The 2196-nt window shown below is 44.3% G+C and carries 1 protein-coding gene; it reads right to left on the bottom strand.

Features of this window, described 5'->3' with window-relative positions:
- Positions 1-19: 19 nt before the first annotated feature.
- On the bottom strand, positions 20-2005 hold the full coding sequence (locus RMX98_RS36165) for a serine/threonine phosphatase (RefSeq protein ID WP_322680195.1): 1986 nt from the start codon (positions 2003-2005) through the stop codon (positions 20-22).
- Between the last annotated feature and the right edge of the window lie 191 nt (positions 2006-2196).

The raw sequence follows: 2196 nt of genomic DNA, 5'->3' as shown, positions 1-2196 counted from the left end.
GCCCCATGCCCATTTATGATTAACTTTCCAAATTTGGGCGTACTTTTGCCCGAATTAGTATACCAGTAATGTTGTCATGACCGTTGTGTTCATTGGCCAACTCAATTAAATCTGTAACGCCCTGTTCTAAGTTAGCCTTAGAACTAAGTAAGGGTTCTAAGTGAGTCTGCCAATGAGTTTCTAGTAAATTATTATCAGATAAACCGTCCGATGCCAACAGCAAAAGAGTATCTTCATTGATCTCGAAAAAGCCGACATCGGGATTAATCGAGTTTTCATCACGAGGCCCCAAGGCTTGGGTGAGTTGGTAGGCATCTGGACGGGCGTAAGCTATGCTTGCTTCCACTCCTCGATTAATTTCTCGTTGCCCTACTTCGTGATCTACTGTCACTTGTTCTAGCCCTTGCTTGCGCGTCAGGCGATAGAGACGGCTATCTCCCACATGAGCAACTGCTGCTTGAGTATCTTGAATTAACAGCATTACCAGAGTTGTACCCATACGCCCCACTCCAGAACGGGCATCTTGTTGGTTCAGCTTGTAAATTGCCTCGTTCGCTAAATACACTGCCTCACGAATGCTATCTTCTGTTGGCAGCTGGTTGGCAATCCAGTGTTCTTGAAAGTATTGCCGTAGGGTGTTGACTGCTAACTCACTGGCTATTTCGCCGCCAGCGTGTCCACCCATACCATCACAGAGAATATACAAACCACGCCCTTCCAAGACTCGACTTTTGGGAAACTCCAGTTTATGACTTGTGGTTTCGATACCAAAGTAGTCTTCGTTATGATGACGTTGACGCCCCACATCTGTGCGTCCTGCATCTTCTAAGCTACTTAACTGCATCGCTAACACAACAGTTGCCATATCATCAGTTTTGCTAATGATATCTTCTGGCTCATCTGATTGCGGGATAGTGGACACAGCAGTATTTTTCTCCTTTATTGGGGGCAAAGTTGCGCTTGGTAGTGCTTCCAGTTCAATAGAGATTTCCTCCAAACGCGATCGCAATTGTGCCATCGTCTCAATCTTACCTACCTCTAAATCCCCCAACATCTGGACTACAGAGCCAAATTGAGTCCGTTGAGACTGCCTAAATAGCGCTTGCCAAACCCGTCCCAAAGCTTGGATAGTTAATGGCTCTTCTGAAATGGCAGATGTTTGGGCTTGGGCATCTTCTGGCGACTCAGTTACAAGCAAAGAATTTGATGATTCCACATACAACCTTTGTAACGCCAGCGTTTGGTCTTCATCCAATCGCAAATTCGACAAATCTAAAAGGCTTTGGCGACAATTTACTGGTTCTAATGTTGCCCAAAGTTGGGTCATTTCATAACACCAGTGTAAAATTTTGAACGAACTTGTTGTTTCTTGTTGCCAGAGGTCAAGTAAATACTGCCAATTCGAGCGATCTTCGATTATTACTACCTGTATATCACCCTGCTGCCATGCATCGTGAATCGGCGGTATCCCCCGCTCACCTTGGGATTGTAAAGCAATATAAAGTTTAGCAAGGCTAGGAATTCCAGTTGTTTCCACTGATGGGGTTAGCAAATCGGATTCCTGACTTGCTAGCATTGCCTCGATTGGTGATATTTGATACGGTTGACAGTCTAAAACTCTGACACTTACATCAGTAATGGTGGCAGTTTCAGTTTGGGCAGGTAGCGGATCTAACAATTGATAGCGCTCTTGGGAGTCTAAATAGGAGCCTAATGCAATCTGAGAACTAGGGAATAGAGGAGATGAGGAAGATATTACTCCTTCATTTCCCTCATCTCCCACATCCTCCTCTACTCCCAAAGCTTCGCCAGTAGTTTCCTTAGCAATAATTGCCCAAAACACTGTTCCACATTCCGTGTCACAGTTATGACAACGTAGTGCATTCACAGGTACATCATCAGTACTGCATTCAGGACAGACCTTGTGAGTCAGGGACGTGCCACAGTTTTGACAGAATTTGTTGCTATTGGGGTTTTCAAATTTACACTGAGGGCAAATCAGCATAGTGGAAGTTCCTTTATTCCCGTTCGTTCCAAGGTGCTTCTAGCCACTAAGATCCAAGGTGCCACAATTGGCTGTCCCTGACTACAGTAGACCTACAAGAGATTGTAGTTTATCAATGAATTTTGGTGGCAGTATTAATTGTGACGCATATTAGATAAATATTTCATATATTGGCAGGCAATTGCTTATAA

The sequence above is a fragment of the Nostoc sp. DedQUE02 genome (genome assembly GCF_034531035.1).
Taxonomy (GTDB): Bacteria; Cyanobacteriota; Cyanobacteriia; order Cyanobacteriales; family Nostocaceae; genus Nostoc.
This window is presented reverse-complemented; position numbering and strand designations above follow the sequence as displayed.

Excerpts from the sequence above, each read along its gene's own strand:
- RMX98_RS36165 (WP_322680195.1), bottom strand. The coding sequence starts at position 2,005 with ATGCTGATTTGCCCTCAGTGTAAATTTGAAAACCCCAATAGCAACAAA.